At 74.5% G+C, this 17,032-nt stretch carries 16 protein-coding genes; 8 read left to right on the forward strand and 8 right to left on the reverse strand.

The window, feature by feature from the left end; genetic code table 11:
• The first annotated feature begins 32 nt into the window (after positions 1–32).
• A complete protein-coding gene (locus JX575_RS13780; RefSeq protein WP_186340735.1) occupies positions 33–1,574 on the forward strand; it encodes a CotH kinase family protein in 1,542 nt (513 codons plus the stop codon).
• Between the two features lie 27 nt (positions 1,575–1,601).
• Here JX575_RS13780 and JX575_RS13785 read toward each other — a convergent pair whose 3' ends face one another.
• On the reverse strand, positions 1,602–3,536 hold the full coding sequence (locus JX575_RS13785) for an FUSC family protein (RefSeq protein WP_186340734.1): 1,935 nt from the start codon (positions 3,534–3,536) through the stop codon (positions 1,602–1,604).
• A gap of 78 nt (positions 3,537–3,614) precedes the next feature.
• A complete protein-coding gene (locus JX575_RS13790) occupies positions 3,615–4,562 on the reverse strand; it encodes a cysteine synthase (RefSeq protein ID WP_186340733.1) in 948 nt (315 codons plus the stop codon).
• A gap of 89 nt (positions 4,563–4,651) precedes the next feature.
• Between JX575_RS13790 and JX575_RS13795 the strand changes: the two genes are divergently transcribed.
• From JX575_RS13795 to JX575_RS13810, 4 genes are read left to right on the forward strand one after another with little or no spacing between them, the layout of a single operon-like run.
• A complete protein-coding gene (locus JX575_RS13795) occupies positions 4,652–5,560 on the forward strand; it encodes an ABC transporter ATP-binding protein (RefSeq protein ID WP_186340732.1) in 909 nt (302 codons plus the stop codon).
• On the forward strand, positions 5,557–6,360 hold the full coding sequence (locus tag JX575_RS13800) for an ABC transporter permease (protein WP_186340731.1): 804 nt from the start codon (positions 5,557–5,559) through the stop codon (positions 6,358–6,360). Before JX575_RS13795 ends, JX575_RS13800 begins: the two co-directional genes overlap by 4 nt.
• Before the next feature lie 32 nt (positions 6,361–6,392).
• Positions 6,393–7,604, forward strand: coding sequence for a sensor histidine kinase (locus JX575_RS13805; protein ID WP_222129521.1), 1,212 nt, complete (start codon positions 6,393–6,395; stop codon positions 7,602–7,604).
• Positions 7,601–8,227 (forward strand): response regulator transcription factor, encoded by a 627-nt coding sequence (locus tag JX575_RS13810; protein WP_186340729.1) that lies wholly within the window; start codon positions 7,601–7,603, stop codon positions 8,225–8,227. Before JX575_RS13805 ends, JX575_RS13810 begins: the two co-directional genes overlap by 4 nt.
• A 10-nt stretch (positions 8,228–8,237) precedes the next feature.
• On the opposite strand, the gene JX575_RS13815 is transcribed toward JX575_RS13810, so the two are convergent.
• On the reverse strand, positions 8,238–8,525 hold the full coding sequence (locus JX575_RS13815) for a MoaD/ThiS family protein (protein WP_186340728.1): 288 nt from the start codon (positions 8,523–8,525) through the stop codon (positions 8,238–8,240).
• Complete coding sequence (locus JX575_RS13820; RefSeq protein WP_277395327.1) at positions 8,525–8,974, reverse strand: M67 family metallopeptidase; 450 nt, start codon at positions 8,972–8,974, stop codon at positions 8,525–8,527. The genes JX575_RS13815 and JX575_RS13820 overlap by 1 nt, the downstream gene beginning before the upstream one ends.
• Before the next feature lie 108 nt (positions 8,975–9,082).
• On the opposite strand from JX575_RS13820, the gene JX575_RS13825 reads away from it, so the two are divergent.
• Entirely contained in the window at positions 9,083–10,336 is a 1,254-nt protein-coding gene (locus JX575_RS13825; protein ID WP_186340726.1) for an MFS transporter, read from the forward strand.
• Between the two features lie 32 nt (positions 10,337–10,368).
• On the opposite strand, the gene JX575_RS13830 is transcribed toward JX575_RS13825, so the two are convergent.
• The 4 genes from JX575_RS13830 to clpS are packed head-to-tail and all read right to left on the reverse strand — an operon-like array spanning position 10,369 to position 12,877.
• On the reverse strand, positions 10,369–11,574 hold the full coding sequence (locus JX575_RS13830; protein WP_186340725.1) for a DUF429 domain-containing protein: 1,206 nt from the start codon (positions 11,572–11,574) through the stop codon (positions 10,369–10,371).
• Between the two features lie 18 nt (positions 11,575–11,592).
• Positions 11,593–12,183, reverse strand: a complete 591-nt coding sequence (locus JX575_RS13835) for a DUF2017 domain-containing protein (protein ID WP_186340724.1) — start codon at positions 12,181–12,183, stop codon at positions 11,593–11,595.
• The gene (locus tag JX575_RS13840) at positions 12,180–12,545 is read right to left on the reverse strand and encodes a VOC family protein (RefSeq protein WP_206054400.1); all 366 of its coding nucleotides are present in this window, start codon (positions 12,543–12,545) and stop codon (positions 12,180–12,182) included. Before JX575_RS13840 ends, JX575_RS13835 begins: the two co-directional genes overlap by 4 nt.
• Before the next feature lie 26 nt (positions 12,546–12,571).
• Positions 12,572–12,877: an ATP-dependent Clp protease adapter ClpS gene (gene clpS / locus JX575_RS13845; RefSeq protein WP_186340722.1), complete on the reverse strand. Its 306-nt coding sequence runs from the start codon at positions 12,875–12,877 to the stop codon at positions 12,572–12,574.
• A gap of 18 nt (positions 12,878–12,895) precedes the next feature.
• On the opposite strand from clpS, the gene JX575_RS13850 reads away from it, so the two are divergent.
• Both JX575_RS13850 and JX575_RS13855 read left to right on the forward strand, forming a co-directional pair.
• Positions 12,896–14,197 carry a nicotinate phosphoribosyltransferase gene (locus tag JX575_RS13850; RefSeq protein WP_186340721.1) on the forward strand — a complete coding sequence of 434 codons (1,302 nt, stop codon included), beginning with the start codon at positions 12,896–12,898 and terminating at the stop codon, positions 14,195–14,197.
• 59 nt (positions 14,198–14,256) lie between these two features.
• Positions 14,257–17,010, forward strand: coding sequence for a LuxR family transcriptional regulator (locus JX575_RS13855; RefSeq protein WP_186340720.1), 2,754 nt, complete (start codon positions 14,257–14,259; stop codon positions 17,008–17,010).
• Positions 17,011–17,032: the final 22 nt, after the last annotated feature.

The following is a 17,032-nucleotide window of genomic DNA, read 5'->3' on the forward strand; positions in this document are numbered from 1 at the left end:
TGACCGCCCGCGCACCGGGCAGAGGAGACGTCGTGTCCGTCCTGAAGAAGCTCTCCACGGTGGTCGCTCTCGCCGTCACGGCGTCGACGCTGGCGCTCACACCGGCGTCCGCCCGGGCCGCAGGTCCGGACGGCACCGCCGCCGCGGTCGGCTGGCCGCCGGCCGCCCCCTCGCAGCTGGTCATCGACACCGGCGGGGTCGCCGTCGGTCGTGAGGACTACGTGCCGGGCACGGTGACGCTGGACGGCGTCACGCGGGTCACCGAGGTCCGCGGGCGCGGCAACTCGACCTGGGGCTGGGCGAAGAAGCCCTACAAGCTCAAGCTCGAGCAGGACGCCGCGCTCGTCGGCACGCGCGCCTTCGACGAGTGGGTGCTGCTGGCGGGCTACGGCGACCGCAGCTCGCTGCGCACGGCCGCCGCGTTCGCCGTAGCCGCGCAGACGCGGCTGCGGTGGACGCCGCAGTTCCGCTTCGTCGAGGTCGTCCTCAACGGCCAGCCCCAGGGCCTCTACCTGCTCACCGAGCAGGTCGAGGCCGGCGCGGGTCGCGTGGACCTGCCCGACGACGGCTACCTGCTCGAGGTCAACCAGCGCTACCTGCGCGACGACGAGCCCGGCTTCCGCACCCGGCGCGGGACGCCCGTGGCGTTCAAGGACCCCGACGAGGTCACCAAGCGACAGCGCCGCGAGGTCCGGCGCGCGGTGTCGCGCTTCGAGGACGTCCTCTACGGTCCCGACTTCGCCGACCCCGAGCGTGGGTACGCCGCCCACGTCGACGTCGGCAGGATGATCGACTGGTACATCGTGCAGGAGCTCTTCGCCAACCAGGACTCCAACTTCCAGTCGAGCGTGCACTTCAGCTGGGTGCCGGGCAAGCGCTTCGTCTTCGGCCCCGTCTGGGACTTCGACCTCAGCGCTGGGACGCGGTGGCGCGCCTCGAGCGAGCCCGACACCTGGCACACCCGGCTCGGGCGGCACTGGATCACGCGGATGCTCCAGGACCCGGCGTTCTCGGAGCGGGTCAAGAGCCGCTGGGCCCGGCTCAAGCCGGGGGTGCGCGAAGTCGTCTCCCAGATCTCCGCCGCGGCGGCGACGCTGGCTCCCGCCGCCGAGGCCGACTGGGACCGGTGGCACGCCACGGGCGACCTGGACTGGACCCACCGCGGGCTCGACCGCCAGGCCGAGGTCGACTTCCTCCGCGACTGGCTCACCCGGCGCATCCAGTGGCTGAGCCTCAACGAGGTGCGCCTCGGCGGCATCCGGCACCGCGCCACCGAGCGCGCGCGTACGGTGTGGGTGCCCGTGCGGCTGCAGTCGGCGCCGAGCACGCCGGTGCGCGTGACCTACGCCGTCCAGGCCGGCACGGCCACCGCGGGCGAGGACTTCCTGGCCGCGCAGGGTCAGCTCGACTTCGCCGCCGGGCAGGTGGAGCAGCGCGTGCCCGTCCGGATCCTCGACGACCGCGAGACCGAGGCCCGCGAGACGGTGCAGGTCGGGCTCACGGGCGCCTCATCCGACCTCGTGGTCGGCTCGCCCGCGACGGCCGTCGTGGCCATCGCGGCCAACACCCGCTGACGTCCGCCACGATCAGCGCCGTCGGGCTCAGGCGCCGGCCGGCAGCGTCTCGAGGAGGTAGCGCTCGGCCGAGCCGGCCTGCTGGGCCAGCTCCCACAGGGTCGAGGATGCCGGGGTGGGCGAGGTCCGCTCGTCGCCCGGGAGCGACACTGTCGGCGCACCCGGGGCCGCTGTCCCCTCGGGGCTCAGCGCGCGCACCACCCGGTCGACCTCGTCGCGGGCGAGGTCGGTGGCGCCGGCGAGGACGGTCAGGTCGCCCAGCACGGTGCGGAGCGTGTCGAGCTCGGCGCGCTGCCGCTCGTCGAGGTCCTCGCGGTCGGGCACCAGGTCGTCCTGCGTACGGGCAGCGTCGCGGAACAGCGTGATCACCTCCGCTCCCATCGGCCGGGAGCCGTCCGACGAGGCCCGGAGGGCGGTCGCGGTGGCCTCGGCGGCTGTCTCGATGCGTCGCCGCAGCGGCGCGGGCCGGAAGCGCGGGATGACGGTGAACCCCAGGACGACCCCGACCAGCACGGCACTGGCGGTGAGCCCGACGTACTGCACGAGGAGGGCGACGGGGTCGAGGTCGCGGCTGACCGAGTTGAACCCGACGCTGACCACGACCATGAAGGCGTTGCCGAGCGCCGGGCGGGTCACGACGTACCACAGCCCCAGGCACAGGGAGATCGCCGCGACGGCGACGAGCAGGTCGGACGGCACGACCAGCAGCACCACCGCGACCGTGAGCGAGCCGGCGACCACGCCGACGATCTTGTTGCGGGTCTTGGTCGCCGTGTCACTCCAGCTGGCCTGGAGGATGCTGAAGGTGGCAAGCAGCGAGGTCGAGACCAGCGGGTCGCCGCGCTCGAGGCCCGAGGTGATGATCAGCATCAGCAGCACGGCGAGCGCCGTGCGGAGCGCGTGGCGGAGCTGGATCGAGGTCAGCCTGGCCGAGGGGTGCAGCAGTGCGTCCTGGAGCTCGTGGCGCCGGGTGCGCTCGAGCTCGACGGGCGTAGTGTCGCGCTCGCGCACGGCCCGCTCGATGGTGTCGAGCGCCCGGACGGCGTCGGCGAGGGGCCCGTCCGTGGCGGACGGCACCGGCCGCGGCGCCGGCGCCCCGACGGCTGCGGTCGCGGCGTCCTCGCCCGACGTGTCGGCCGTGCCGCCCTTGTCACGACCCGGCTTGGCCCGCAGCTCCCCCGCGAGCTCCTCGGCCCGGGCCCGGAGCCCGGCCACATCGTCGGCAGCCAGCCCGTCCACCTGGGCGGCGCGCACCGCGAGCCGGTAGTCGGAGGCCGCCTCGAGGGAGTCGGCGAGCCAGCGCTGCCTGCCGTCGCTGAGCCAGGTGCTGAACGCCGTGGCGGTGGCGCCCGCGACGTCGTCGGCGACCAGCACCGCGGCCACCTGCTCGCGCGTCGGCTTGGACGGGTCGGCGATGCCCATGAGGATGCGCAGCAGGAGGGCGACGACGACACCCGCGATGGCGGCGGCGAAGACCTGCCGATGGTCGGCCCCGCCCATCGGCGCGTAGCCGTAGCCGAACATGGTGGTCATCCCGAGGCCCATCCCCGCGTTGGCGAAGCGGGCACCGACCAGGGGCAGCAGCGCCGCGACGAACGTCAGCAGCACCACGAGGGCGATCGCCGCCGGGCGGGACGCCTCCGCGACCAGCCGGGGGACGGCCGCGGCGACGACGAGCAGCGGGCCCAGCACCGCAGCGACCCGCAGGTCGGGTCGGAGCGGACCGCCCATGAACGCCACGAGCGAGAACATGCCCGTCAGGCCGCCGATGATCCCCGCCGCGCCGGCGCCCCAGTGGTCGGCGAGCAGCACCGAGGGAAGCACCACGATCATCATCAGCACGATCAGCATCGGGCTGCCCTTCGCGCGGGCGGGACGGCTGTCGCGCTTGTGGCTCTTGGGCGACGCGGTGCGGCCGGGGGGCTCGACGGAGCGTCCCGAGAGGTGGGCGGGCGCGTTCATGCCCTGACGGTAAGGAGGGGAGCCGGTAGCCACCAGAGGCCTCCGTCACGGGCCGGGCGGCGATGCGGGAGCGTGCTCCTAGGCCCAGAGCTGGCCGTCGAGGCGGTCCTCGGCCTCGTCGACGGTGCCCTCGTAGGCGCCGGTCGACAGGTACTTCCAGCCGCCGTCGCACACCACGAACGCGATCTCGGCGCGCTCCCCCGCCTTGACCGCGCGGGCTGCCTGCCCGAGCGCGGCGTGCAGGATCGCACCGGTGGAGATGCCGGCGAAGATGCCCTCCAGCTCGAGCAGCTCGCGCACCCGGCGTACGGCGTCGCGCGGGCCGACGCTGAAGCGCGAGTCGATGAGCGAGGCGTCGTAGAGCTCGGGGACGAAGCCCTCGTCGAGGTTGCGCAGTCCGTAGACCAGCTCGCCGTAGCGCGGCTCGGCGGCGACGATGCGCACGTCGGGCTTGGCGCGGCGGAAGAAGCGGGAGACCCCCATCAGGGTGCCGGTGGTGCCGAGGCCGGCGACGAAGTGGGTGATCTCGGGGAGGTCGGCGAGCAGCTCGGGGCCGGTGCCCTCCTCGTGCGCGAGCGCGTTGGCCTCGTTGCCGTACTGGTAGAGCATGACCCAGTCGGGGTGCTCCCCCGCGACCTGCTTGGCGACGCGCACGGCCTCGTTGGACCCGCCGGCAGCGGGCGAGGAGACGATCTCCGCACCCCACATGCGCAGCAGCTGGCGCCGCTCCTCGGAGGTGTTCTCCGGCATGACGCACACGATGCGGTAGCCCTTGAGCTTGGCGGCCATCGCCAGGGAGATGCCGGTGTTGCCGCTGGTCGGCTCGAGGATCGTGCACCCCGGCCGCAGCGTGCCGTCCTTCTCCGCCTGCTCGATCATCCTCAGCGCCGGCCGGTCCTTGATGGAGCCGGTCGGGTTGCGGTCCTCCAGCTTGGCCCAGATCCGGACGTCCGGGCTCGGCGAGAGCCGGGGCAGCCCGACGAGGGGCGTGCCGCCGACCGACTCCAGGAGGCTGTCGAAGCGCATGCGTCCAGCATGACATCCACCGATCGGTGGATGGCCGGAGGCGCCGGTTGCCCGATGTGCGAGACGGCGCCGACGACGAGGCTGGGGCCATGATCTCGATCTCGCACCTGCGCAAGGCCTACGGCGACACCCTCGCCGTCGACGACGTCTCCCTCGAGGTCGCCGAGGGCGAGGTGCTCGGCGTCCTCGGCCCCAACGGGGCCGGCAAGACCACCACCGTCGAGTGCGTCGCCGGGCTGCGGGTGCCCGACGCGGGCACCGTGCGCGTCGCGGGCCTCGACCCGCGCACGGAGCGCGCCGCGCTCACCCGGCTGCTCGGCGTCCAGCTGCAGGAGAGCCGGCTACAGCCGAAGATCACCGTCGACGAGGCGCTGCGGCTGTGGTCCGCGCTCTACGACGACCCGCTGCCGTCGGGCGACCTCCTCGGCAGGCTCGGGCTCGAGGAGCAGCTGCGCACGAGGTTCCGCGACCTGAGCGGAGGCCAGCAGCAGCGCCTGTCGATCGTCCTGGCCCTGGTGGGCCGGCCGCGCGTGGTCATCCTCGACGAGCTCAGCACCGGCCTCGACCCCCGCGCGCGGCGCGACGTGTGGCAGATCGTGCGCGACCTGCGCGCCGACGGGGTCACCGTGCTGCTCGTGACGCACTCGATGGAGGAGGCGCAGCAGCTGTGCGACCGGATCGCCATCATCGACGGCGGCCGGATCCGGGCGCTCGACACCCCCGACGCGCTCATCGCCGGAGCGAGCGCCGCCACGGTCACCTCCTTCACCACCGACCACCCGCTCGACCTCGAGTCGCTCCGCGAGCTCGCGTCGGTCTCCGCGGTCCGGACCGAGTCGGACCGGATCGTCGTGGAGGGGCGAGACGGCGCCGCGCTCGAGGTCCTCGACCTCCTGTCCGGCCAGCACGTGACGCCGCACGGCCTGCGCGTCGTCGACGGCACCCTCGACACCGCCTACCTCCAGCTCACCGAGACCCTCGAGGAGAGCCCCGCATGAGCACCTCCACCACGCCGGACACCACCACCGGGACGACCCGCCCGGCGCGCACGTCGGCCACGTCTGCCACGGCGGCCGTCGTACGCACCGAGGCGGTGCTGTTCGGCCGCGAGCTGGGCTCGCTGTTCTGGATCCTGCTGTTCCCGACGATCCTGCTCGTGATCATCGGGCTGGTCCCCGACTACGGCGAGCCCGACCCCGCCCTCGGTGGGCAGCGGGTGATCGACCTCTACGCGTCGGTGTGCGTGGTCCTGGCGATGATCATGGCGGCGATCATGGCGATGCCGTCGGTGATCACGGCCTACCGGGAGGGCGGGGTGCTGCGGCGACTGCGCACCACTCCCGTGCACCCCGGGGCGCTGCTGGGCGCGCAGATCGGCCTGCACGCCGGCGCGGTCCTCGTCGCCGTCGTCCTCGCCCTCGGCGCCGCCCGGGTCGTGCACGACGTGCCGCTGCCGCAAGCCCCGGGGTGGTACGTCGTCGCGCTGCTGCTCGCGATCGCGGCGTCGTTCTCCATCGGCGCCGTGGTCACCGCCGTCTCGCGAAGCACTCGGGTCGCGCAGACCCTGGGCACGGTCGTGCTGTTCCCGATGATGTTCACCGCCGGGGTCTGGCTGCCCGTCCAGAGCATGGGCGGCTGGCTCCGCGACCTCGTGGTCGCCACGCCCCTCGGCGCGGCCTCGGAGGTGCTGAACGACGCGCTGCAGGGCCTCGCGCCCGACGTCGCCGACCTCGCGGTGGTGGGCGGGTGGACCGTCGTCCTGTCGCTCGTCGCGGTGCGACTCTTCCGATGGGAGTGAGCCGGGACGCCGGGACTGCAAGGATGACCCCCGTGAGCGAGGGGGCGCGCGGGCAGAGCGGCGGGTGGGCCGCTGCCCTCGCGCACGAGCAGTGCAGTGACGAGCGGTGGCTGCGCTGGCTGCCGTTCGGACTGCTCGGGCTCGCCACCGTCGTCGCGACCGCGGCCGCCCCGGCGCTCGGGGAGGGCGCGGCCGACGTCCGCTGGACGCTCGCCCTCTCGGCCCTCACCGCCGCGTGGATGATCGCGACGCCCAGACCCAGCGCGATCCACTACGCGGGGCGCACCGCGCTGGCCTTCGTGCTCTGCTGGCTCAACCCGTTCTACGGCATCTTCGGCGTCGCCGGCTTCTTCGACGCCTTCGAGTCGCTCAAGGGACGCTGGATCTACGCCGGCATGGTGGTCGTCGGGATCACCCAGGCGGGCTCGCAGTCCGGCGGCTTCCCCCCACAGGATCCCGCCCAGGCATCCGTCTTCGGCGCCCTCATCCTGCTCAACGCCGGTCTGGCCACCGCCTTCATGAAGGTGTCGCTGCGCACCGAGCAGCGCACCGCCGAGCTCGAGCGCCTCAACGCCGGGCTCGAGGAGGCGCTGGCGGAGAACCGCAGCCTGCACGAGCAGCTGGTCGCCCAGGCGCGCGAGGCCGGCGTGCAGGAGGAGCGCGCCCGGCTGGCCGGCGAGATCCACGACACCATCGCCCAGAGCCTGGCGGGCATCGTCACCCAGCTCGAGGCGTCGGTCGGCGGCGAGCGCCAGCAGCGCGCCCTCGGCCTGGCCCGCCAGGCGCTGGCGGAGGCGCGCCGCTCGATGCTCGACCTGTCCCCCGGCGACCTCGACGGCACCACCCTGGCCGAGGCCCTGGCGGGCGTGGTGGCCTCGTGGTCCGCCGAGCACGAGGTGCGCGCGGACGCGGTCGTCGTCGGCGACGCCGTGCCGCTGCACCCCGAGGTGGAGGCGACCGTGCTGCGCATCGCGCAGGAGTCGCTGGCCAACGTCGCCAAGCACGCCGAGGCGACCCGGGTCGGGGTGACGCTGTCCTACGACGGCGACGAGGTCGTGCTCGACGTGCGCGACGACGGGGTCGGCTTCGACGTCGCCGCCCCGACGGCGTCGAGCTCGTTCGGCCTGCGCGGGATGCGCCAGCGCGTCGCGCGGCTGGCAGGCGCCCTGGCGCTGGAGTCGGAGCGGGGTCGCGGCACCGCGGTCTCCGCCCGCCTCCCCGCCCTGGCGAGGGAGGCGGCATGACGGTGCGCATCGTGGTGGTCGACGACCACCCCGTCGTCCGCGACGGCGTGCGCAGCATGCTCGCCGGCGTCGACGGCTTCGAGGTCGTCGGCGAGGCGGCGAGCGGTCCCGAGGCGGTCGAGCGGGTCGTCGCGACCGACCCCGACGTGGTCGTGATGGACCTGCGGATGCCCGGCGGTGGCGGCGTCGACGCGGTCCGCGCCCTGCGCGAGCGCGGCTCGCGGGCCGCGGTCCTGGTGCTGACGACCTACGACACCGACAGCGACACCGTCGCGGCGATCGAGGCCGGGGCGACGGGCTACCTCCTCAAGGACACCCCCGCCGAGACGCTCTTCGACGCGGTGCGCGCCACGGCCGCCGGGGAGACCGTGCTGTCCCCGGCCGTGGCGGCGCGGCTGGCCTCGCACGTACGCCGCCCGGCCGCGTCGGGCGTGCTGAGCGCGCGCGAGCGGGAGGTGCTCACGCTGGTGGCGCGGGGGCGCTCCAACCGGCTGATCGCCGAGGAGCTGTTCGTCAGCGAGGCGACGGTGAAGACCCACCTCGTGCACGCCTACGACAAGCTCGGCGTCAGCGACCGCGCCGCCGCGGTGGCGAGGGCCTACGAGCGCGGGATCCTGGGCTGAGCGCTCTGGCTCAGCAGCCGCCCGCGACGGCGGGCAGCACGACGACCTGGTCGCCGTCGGAGAGCTCGGCGTCGAGGCCACCGATGAAGCGGACGTCCTCGTCGTTGATGTAGATGTTGACGAAGCGGCGCAGGTCGACCGAGCCGGCCTTCTCCTCGACGAGGCGGTCCTTGATGCCGGGGTGGCTCCCCTCGAGGTCGTCGATCAGCGCGGACAGCGTGCCGCCCGATCCCTCGACGGCCTTGGCGCCGTCGGTGTAGGTGCGCAGGATGGTGGGGATCCGGACCTCGATGGCCATCAGGGGGTGCTCGCTTCCTCGGTCTGCTCGGGTGTCTCTGGCGTCTCTGTCGTCGGTGCGACCGTGACGTCCTCCTCGGTCACGACCCCGTCGACGATCCTGTAGGACCTGAACTCCACCGGGCCCTCACTATTCCCGTGCTCGCGTGTGCTGACGAGCACGTAGTGGGCGTGGGGCTCGCTGGCCAGGTTGATGTCGGTGCGGCTGGGGTAGGCCTCGGTGGCGGTGTGGGAGTGGTAGATCACCACCGGCTCCTCGTCGCGGGCGTCCATCTCCTTGTAGAGCGCGAGCAGCTCGCTGGAGTCGAACTCGTAGAACGTCGGGCTGCCGGCCGCGTTGACCATCGGGACGAACCGCTCGGGACGGTCGCTGCCCTCGGGACCCGCGACGACTCCGCAGGCCTCGTCGGGGTGGTCGCGGCGCGCGTGCGCCACGATCGCGTCGTAGATCTCCTGGTCCAAGGTCAGCACGCAGCCAAGCGTAGGCACGAGGCCGATGCGGCCGGCCCGCGTCTCACGACATAGTCTCGACGTCGAGATACTTTGTCGAGGAGAGTCATGTCGTCGTCGCACGCGCCCGCACCGCTGACCCGGAGGGGGATCCCGCTCGAGCGGGACCTGCGGGTGCTGGCTCTCGGCTCGTTCGCCAACCGGTTCGGGGCCGGCGCCGTGATGACCACCAGCGCGCTCTACTTCACCCGGCAGGTCGGCTTCTCCGCCGCCGAGGTCGCCTTCGCGATGGCCGTCGCGGCCGTGGTGGGGATCGTGGTGCAGGTGCCGGCCGGCCAGCTCGCCGACAGCCGGGGGCCGCGGCGGGTGCTGACCGCGTTCATGGTCGGCGCCGCCCTCACCAGCGCGCTCCCGGTGCTGGCCCGCACGCCGTGGCAGCTCGCGCTGCTGCTGGCGCTCCTCACGTTCTTCGAGCGCTCGGCCGGGTCCGTGCAGCAGGGCGTCATCGCCCAGCTCGCCACGGGTGGGCGCGGCGTGCAGTTCAAGGCCTACCTCCGGGCGGTGACCAACACCGCGATCGGCCTCGGCTCGGTCTTCGGCGGCGCGGCCCTCGTCGTGGACGAGCCGTGGGCCTACATCTCGGTGTTCGTCCTCAACGCGGTCTTCACCGGCTTCGCGGCGTGGAACACCACGCGGCTGCCCGACCTGCCGGCCTACGTCCGCGTCGAGGGCGAGCCGCGCCTGGCGGTGCTGCGCGACTGGCCCTACGTCGTCGTGGTGGCGCTGACCGGGCTGTTCTCGCTGCACTTCTTCGTGATGGAGCTCGGCCTGGCGCTCTACATCTCCGAGCGCACCTCCGCGCCGCCGGTCATGGTCGCGATCCTGCTCATCGTCAACACCGCCTGCGTCGCGCTCTTCCAGGTCCGGCTGTCCCGGCGCGCCGACTCGGTCGAGGCGGGCGCCCGCGCGCTGGTGCGCGGCGCGGTGTGGATCGCCGCCGGCTTCGCCATCGTCGCCCTGGCCGACCGGGGCGACGCCACCTTCGCGGTGGTCGTGCTGGTCGTCGGCTCGCTGGTCCACGTCGTCGGCGAGATGATCGGCTCCGGCGGCCAGTGGGGGCTCCAGATGGGTCTCGCACCGCACGAGAAGCAGGGCCAGTACCAGGGGTTCGCCGGGCTGGGGTTCAGCGTGATCGCCGTCGTCGGCCCGCCCGTGGTGACCCTGCTCTGCGTCGAGATGGGCGAGACCGGCTGGCTGGTGCTGGCCGCGCTGATGCTCGCGGTGGCGCTGGTGTCGGTGCCCGTCTCGCGCTGGGCCCTCGCCTCACGCGAGCGCTACGGCGTGCTGACCCACTCGGGCTGAGCAGCGCCCCGGGCAGGGTGGGCGTACGCCGCTCAGGCCCAGATCGCGGCCGGGACCCCGTCGGAGAACACCTCGGGCTCCTCGGGGTACGACTCCGCGACCCCGTGCGCGTGGCGCACGGCCGTCCACGCGGCCGCGCAGGCGTCGAGCAGGTCGTCCTCGCCGAAGCCCGCGCCGTGGAACCACGCCGGCGCCACGACCCCGTGGGCGGCGAGCGCCTCGCGCCGGGCGCGGACGCCGTCGGCGTCCTTCTTGCGCGCCCGCACGGGCGCGCCCGCCATCCGGGCGAAGCTCAGCTCGGGGTGCACCTCGATCACGAGGACGCCTGGCCGCCCGCGCACCCACGCGTCGACCTGCAGCACCTTCTCCCGCAGCGCGTAGGCCTGGGCGCTCACGCTGGTGCGCCCGTCGGTCGCGGCGAGGTTGGCCGCGCGCGCCAGCTCGTAGGTCTCCGCCTCGAGCGCGGCCCGCACCGGCGTGGAGAACACCGAGGACGCCTTCCCCACCAGCGCGCGCCGGGCCTCCGCGTCCGCCTTCCGGCCGCCCGCGTCGGGCAGTCCGATCGGGATGTCGACGGCCGCGACCGCGACGTCGTGCTGCTCGCGGACCAGGTCGACGAGCCCGGCGATGTCGGGTGCGACGTAGACGGAGGCGCGCAGCCCGGTGTCGAGCACCACCCCCACCCAGCCGGCCGGGCAGGCGTCGACGCCGAGGACGGGCACCGGCGGTGCGAGGACCGGCGGCGGCTCGACGTCGTGCTGGCCCGGCGGCCGCACGAACCGTGCCTCGGGGTCGTCGTCGAGGGCGGCCTCGATGCGGGCGGTCATCAGCTCCGACATCGGCGGCAGCGCACCGACGGGCCACCACCGCACCTCGCTCGACTCGTCGTCGGCCACGTGGGCCTCGCCCTCGACCCAGGTGCAGGCGAAGGTGAGGTCGAGGTAGGACGCGCGGTCGCCGTTGGCGTGCACGATCTCGCCGTGCACGCCGGTGGAGGCCAGCCGGTCCACCCGGATCCGGACGCCGGTCTCCTCCCGCGCCTCCCGGGCGGCGGCCTCGGCCGGCTCCTCCCCCGGCTCGGGGATCCCGGTGACGGGCGTCCAGTGGCCGTTGTCGGCGCGCTTGACCAGCAGCACCTGGTCGCCGCGGCGGACGACCGCGGTGACCCCGGGGAGCCAGAGCGGGTCGTGCCCGATCTTCTCGCGCAGCGCCAGGACGAAGTCGGGCACCGGGCTCACGGGCGGCTCACCGTCCGCTCACGAGGTGAGCGCCTCGACCACGGTCTCCTGGAGGTAGCCCACCCACTCGTAGATGTCGTGGGCCTGCGCCCGCGGGTCGTCGTCGGGCAGCGAGTGCCAGTAGTGCTCGTCGCCGGCCTCGACGCCGAGCCGGGTGGCCAGCGCGAGCCGGATGTCGGTGAAGGCGCGCATCCACGTCTCGGCCTCGGCGTCGGTGAGCTCGACGTCGATGACAAGGCCGTCCTGGTCCAGCTCGGACGGCAGCCCGGCCTCCTCCAGGGTGTCGATGATCGAGCCGGCCGTGGCCGCCTTGCCGTCGCGCAGGCCGCCCTCGGTGAAGCGGCGGAAGTCGGCGGCCGCCTCCTCGTCGTCGGGATAGGCGGTGGGGAAGAGCCGGGCGAGCACCGGGTCGTCGGGGATCGTCGTGGCGCCGGAGAACTCTGCCATCATCGCGTCGAACGGGTCGGCGCTCGGGGCGGCGGGCTCGGCGCGCTCGTTGCGCAGCAGCTCGACCATCTGCGAGGCCAGTGACCGCAGGAGGTCGGCCTCGAAGCCGGTGAACGTGGCGATGACGCGCCCGGACCTGCGGTGTCGCTCGAAGCCGCTCACGTCAGGCCCCCCCACGTGGTCGCGTGGCGGTCGAAGTCGGCCTGGTCGGTCCACACGGGGACCACGCAGAACACCAGCCCGCCCGGGTCGGTGAGCACCGCCCAGGTGTCGTGTCGGCTCTGCACGGTGGCGCCGAGCGCTTCGAGGCGGGCCACCTCGGCGTCCACGTCGTCGGTCTCGAGGTCGAGGTGCACGCGCGGTGGGGTGCCGCTGCCGGTGCGCTGGAGCTCGAGCGCGACGTTGCCCGGCAGCCGCTCCAGCGACTCGAAGGCGGGTTCCTCGTTGGTCGTACGACGACCGCCCCGCGCGGCGGCCCAGAACGCGGCCGCGGGGTCGTAGGTCTCCTCGGGGTGGTCGATCATGACCACGGAGATGCGGGACCGGTGCACTACGACGCCTTCTCCATCGTCGCCCAGAGGCCGTACTCGTGCATCGCCTGCACGTCGCGCTCCATCTCCTCACGCGTGCCGGTCGAGACGACCGACTTGCCGTCGGTGTGCACCTCGAGCATGAGCTTCTCGGCCTTGGCCTTGTCGTAGCCGAAGTACTTCTGGAACACGTAGGAGACGTAGGACATCAAGTTGACCGGATCGTCCCAGACGAGGGTCACCCACGGCTTGGCCAGGAAGGTGATCTCGTCAGGGGTGATGGTCGGCTCGACCTCTACGGGACTGGCGGCTGACACGGGTCCCATCGTGGCACAGTGTGGGTCGTGACCAGCTCCCCCCGTGCGTCGACCGCGCTCCTGACCGACCACTACGAGCTGACCATGGTGCAGGCCGCGCGCCAGGCCGGCACGGCCGAGCGCCGGGCGGTCTTCGAGCTGTTCCCCCGGCGGCTGCCGGAGGGCCGGCGCTACGGCGTGGTCGCCGGGGTCGGCCGGGCGCTCGACGCGATCGAGGACTTCAGCTTCGACGCGGCGGCGCTCACCGCGCTCGAGGGCATCGTCGACCCGGGCATGCTCGACTGGCTCGCCTCCTACCGCTTCACCGGTGACGTGTGGGGCTACGCCGAGGGCGAGGCCTACTTCCCCCACTCACCCCTGATGGTCGTCGAGGGCACCTTCGCCGAGGCCGTGCTCCTCGAGACGGTCCTGCTGTCGATCTACAACCACGACTCCGCCATCGCCTCGGCCGCGTCGAGGATGGTGCTGGCCGCCCACGGCCGCCCGTGCATCGAGATGGGCGCGCGCCGCACCCACGAGGACGCGGCGGTCGCGGCCGCCCGGGCGGCGTACGTCGCCGGCTTCGACGCCACGAGCAACCTCGCGGCCCGGGCCCGCTACGGCGTACCCTCCACCGGCACCGCGGCCCACTCGTTCACGCTGCTGCACGACGCCGAGGCCGACGCGTTCCGCGCGCAGGTCGAGACGCTCGGCGTGGGCACCACGCTGCTGGTCGACACCTACGACGTCGCCGAGGCGGTGCGACTCGCCGTCGAGGTGGCCGGCACCGGGCTCGGTGCGGTGCGGCTCGACTCGGGCGACCTCGGCGACCTGGCCCGCGAGGTGCGCGCCCAGCTCGACGGCCTCGGCGCCCACGACACCCGGATCGTGGTGACGAGCGACCTCGACGAGTACGCCATCGCGGCGCTCGCCGCGGCCCCCGTCGACGCCTACGGCGTCGGGACGCAGCTGGTCACCGGCTCCGGGCACCCGACGTGCGGCTTCGTCTACAAGCTCGTCGCGCGTGAGGGGACCGACGGCGAGCTGGTGTCGGTGGCCAAGCGGTCGACCGACAAGCTGTCCATCGGCGGCCGCAAGCACGCCCTGCGCCGCCGCGGACCCTCGGGCGTCGCCCAGGCGGAGGTCGTCGGGATCGACGAGGTCCCGGGGGACGACGGGGACGACCGCCCGCTGCTCGTCCCCCTGGTGCGCGACGGCGAGGTCGTCGGGCGGACCACGCTCGACGAGGCCCGGGCCCGGCACCGCGCGTCGGTCGCCGAGCTCCCGCGCGCCGTCACGATGATGTCGGCGGGCGAGCCGGTCATCCCCACGGTCCACCTCGGCGGGTAGCGCCCCACCTGCCCCGAATTGTCGATGCCCTCGGGGCCGACGGCTGCGATCATGCCCCCATGGGTCTCGTCGCGCGCGCCGCCGAGCTCGCAGTCATCGCCGGGGTGCTCGACCAGGAGCCGACCCCGGTGCGGGCCCTGGTGCTCGAGGGCGAGCCGGGCGTGGGCAAGACCAGCCTCTGGGAGCAGGCGCTGGCCGGCGGGCGCGACCGCGGCCTGCGCGTGCTGGCGGCGCGGGCCAGTGCGTCCGAGACGGAGCTGCCGTTCGCGGGGCTCATCGACCTGCTCGACGAGGTCGGGGTCGAGGAGCTGGAGATGCCGGCGCCCCAGCTGCACGCCCTCGCGGTGGCGCTCTACCGTGCCGACCCCGGCGAGCAGCCGCCCACGGAGCAGGTCGTCTCGCTCGCCCTGCTGTCCGCGCTGCGGACGCTGGCCCGCCACCAGCGGCTGCTCGTCGCCGTCGACGACCTGCAGTGGCTCGACGCCTCCTCCCTGACCGCGCTCGCCTACGTCGCGCGCCGCCTCCCCGACGACGTGACCGTCGTGCTCTCCCGCCGCCCCGGAGCGCCGACCGCGGTCGAGCGGGCGTTCCGCGAGGGCCGGGTCGAGCACCTCGTCGTGCGCGCCACCACGCTCGGCGGCACCCGCCAGATCCTCGCGACCCGGCTCGGGCTCCGGCTGCCGCACCACCTGCTCCGTCGCGTCTACGACACCACGTTGGGCAACCCGCTGTTCGCCCTCGAGGTGGGCCGGCTGCTGGCCCGGCGCGACCCGGCGACGCTGGGCGACGAGCTCCCGGTGCCCGACGCGGTCGAGGACCTCCTCGGCCTGCGGGTCGCCGACCTCGACCCCACCACGCGCCGGCTGCTGCTCGCGCTCGCCCTCGACGCCGACCTGCGCGCGCCCCGGCTGCAGGCGCTGTTCGGGCCCGACGCGCTCCAGCAGGCCGCCGCCGCAGGGGTCGTCGACCTCGACGGCGAGCGGGTGCGTTCGGCGCACCCCCTCCTCGCGCAGGCGGCGCGGCGGGCGGCGTCGCCCGACGAGGTGCGCGGGCTGCACGCCGACCTCGCCGCGGTCGTCGCCGACGACCCCTGCCGGATGCTGCAGCACCTCGCCCTCGCCGCCACCGAGCCCGACGCCCTCCTCGCCGAGCGGCTCGACGGTGCCGCCACGCGGGCCATCGCCCGCGGCTCGATCCGGCTCGCCGCCGACCTCGCGACCCACGCCCTGCGCCTGACACCGGCCGGCGAGCCCGACGCGGCACGCGTGATGGTGCTGGCCAAGGTGCTGCACATGGCCGGGGAGAAGCAGCGCCTCACCGCGCTGCTCGGCTCCCGCGCGGCGACGCTGCCCGACCGCGCCGACCGGGTCCGGGCCTACGTCCTGCTCACCGGCGGCGTGGTGCGCGGCAACGCCGACATCCGCGCGCTGCTCCAACAGGCCCTCGACGAGGCCGGCGACGACCACGACCTGCGCCTGCGCGTCCTGTGCCACCTCGCCGAGAACGAGGCCGTCATCGCGGTGCGCCACGTCGCGCTCGCCGACGCGCGCGCCGCCCAGGCCGTCGAGGCCTCCGCGACCGGCACCGGCGGCGACCAGCGCCTCGCGCTCTACACGCGGGTGTGGACCTCGGCCCTGCGCGGGCGGCCGCTCGACGACCTCCTCGAGCGCTACGAGGCGCTGGCCAGCCGGTCGACCTACCTGGCCCGCACCCCGGGCCGGGTGGCCGGCCAGCAGCACGTGTGGCGCGGCGAGCCGGGCCCGGCCCGCGAGCGCTTCGAGGCGTTCCGCGGGCTCGCCGCCGAGCGCGGCGAGCCCAACTCCTACGCGCTCGCCCGGCTCCACCTGTGCGAGCTCGAGCTGCGCCTGGGCGGGTGGGACGCCGCCGAGGCGCTGCTCGACGAGTGGGCGGCCTCGACCGACAGCAGCCTGTTGCACTGGCCGATGTACGAGCGCTGCCGCAGCCTGCTCGCCGCCGGCCGCGGCGACCCCGCGGCGGCGCGCGACTGGGCCCAGCGCGCCGTCGCCCAGGCGGAGGACACGGGCGTCCAGTGGGACTGGCTGGAGGCCACCCGGGCGGCGGGCGTGGCCGACCTGCTCGACCACCGGCCCGACGAGGCCGCCAGCCGGCTGCGCGCGGTGTGGGCGCACACACGCGACGCGGGCGTGCTCGACCCCGGCGCCTTCCCGGCCGCCCCCGACCTCGTCGAGGCCCTCGCCGAGGTCGGCAGCACCGAGTCCCTCGACGAGGCGCGCCAGGTCGTCGACGCGCTGGCCGACGCCGCCGACCTGCAGGACCACGACTGGGCCCGGCAGGCCGCGGCCCGCGGCTCGGCGACCATCGCGCTGGCCCGGGCGTGGTCGGACGCCGACGCCGCCGCACTGGCCGGCATCGCGTCGGGCTACGACGACCGCGGGCTGGTCGCCGACGCCGCCCGCACCTGGCTCGCCCTTGGCCGGGCGCAGCGCCGCTCGCGCAAGTGGGGCGCGGCCCGCGCGTCCCTGGAGTGCGCGGTCGGCCTCTTCGAGGCGCAGCACGCCCCCGGCTGGGCCGACGCCGCGCGCGGCGAGCTGGAGCGCGTCGGCGCCAGGCGCCCGGGCTCCCCCGGCCGGTTGACGACCGCCGAGCGCCGGGTGGCGGACCTCGCGGCGCAGGGACTGGCCAACAAGGAGATCGCCCGGGCCCTCGTCGTCACCGTCAGCACCGTGGAGTTCCACCTCCGCAACACCTACACCAAGCTCGAGATCCGCTCCCGGATGGAGCTCGCGCCCCGCCTCGCCGAGCTCGACGCCGGCGTGACCCGACCGGAGTGACCCGACCGGAGTGAGCCGACCA

Source organism: Nocardioides sp. zg-1228 (assembly GCF_017086465.1).
Lineage (GTDB): Bacteria > Actinomycetota > Actinomycetes > Propionibacteriales > Nocardioidaceae > Nocardioides.